1 protein-coding gene is annotated in these 1,410 nt (G+C 67.7%); it reads left to right on the top strand.

The window, feature by feature from the left end; genetic code table 11:
* Positions 1–115 precede the first annotated feature (115 nt).
* Complete coding sequence (locus AC1WTP_RS34375) at positions 116–1,378, top strand: ISL3 family transposase (protein ID WP_481653371.1); 1,263 nt, start codon at positions 116–118, stop codon at positions 1,376–1,378.
* Positions 1,379–1,410 lie beyond the last annotated feature (32 nt).

Here is a 1,410-nt window from a genome sequence, read left to right as displayed (position 1 = left end):
TATGGATCTTGTGACGTGTCTGTGGGTGGTCGGGCGCGTCGTTTATGGGGCACGCCGTTGTCCTGCCTAGGTTCTGGCTTGTCGAAGGTCAGAACTGGATGGGCGGGAGAACGGCGTGCGTTCTGCCAGGGTATGGGCTGCGCTGCTCGGGGTCGAGCAGGCGGTGGTGGAAGGTGTCGAGTTCGATCCGGACGGGTCGGTGTTGGTGGCGCATGTTCGGGTGCGTAAGGGCGCCCGGCAGCGGTGTCCGCATTGCGGGCGGCGGTGTGTGCGCTATGACGCAGGTGGCCGGCGGCGGTGGCGTGCGTTGGATCTGGGCGTGGTGCGGGTGATGATCGAGGCGGACGCGCCTCGAGTGTCGTGCCCGATGCACGGAGTGGTGGTCGCGGCGGTGCCGTGGGCTCGGCACGGGGCAGGGCATACGCGGGCGTTTGACGCGACGGTGGCGTGGTTGGCGGTGCACACCGCGAAGTCGGCGGTGTCGCAGTTGATGCGGATCAGTTGGCGCACCGTCGGAGCGATCGTGGCGCGCGTGTGGGCCGATACCGGCGCCGCGGTGGATCAGTTCGAGGGACTACGCCGTATCGGTATCGACGAGGTCAGCTACAAGAAGGGCCACCGCTATCTGACCGTCGTGGTGGATCATGACACCGGTCGGCTGGTCTGGGCCGCGCCCGGCAAGAGCGCCGCCACGTTGCACGCGTTCTTCGACCTGCTCGGCCCTGTGCGCGCCGCGAAGATCACGCTCGTGTCCGCCGACGGCGCCGACTGGATCACCACGGTCATCCGCCGTCGCTGCCCGAACGCGGTCCGCTGCGCCGATCCGTTCCACGTCGTCGCCTGGGCCACCGACGCCGTCGACCGGGTTCGCCGACAGGTATGGAACGAGGCCATCGGCCGTGGGGCCGGTCGTCGCGGCGTCGCCATCGGGGAGGCCCGGATGTTGAAGAACACCCGCTGGGCGTTGTGGAAGAACCCGGAAAACCTGACCAAGGGCCAACAAGCCAAGCTCGACTGGATCGCCAAGACTCACCCTCGCCTACACCGGGCATGGGCGCTCAAGGAAGGCCTGCGCTGCGTGTTCAGCCTGGCTAAGACCAGCCCGACCGCCGCCACCGAAGCCCTCGACAGGTGGATCGGCTGGGCCCGCCGCAGCCGCATCGACGTCTTCATCGACCTGCAACGACGCGTCACCCGACACCGCGACGCGATCAACGCCGCCATCGAACACGGCATGTCCAACGGCCGGATCGAGTCCGTCAACGCCAAGATCCGCCTGCTCACCCGGATGGCCTTCGGCTTTCACTCATCCGAGGCCCTCATCGCCCTGGCCATGCTCAGCCTCGGCGGCCACCGACCCCAGCTACCCCACCGATGACCACCAACCCACACATCCGTCACAAGACCCAT

It is taken from the genome of Micromonospora sp. R311 (assembly GCF_056780015.1).
This window is presented reverse-complemented; position numbering and strand designations above follow the sequence as displayed.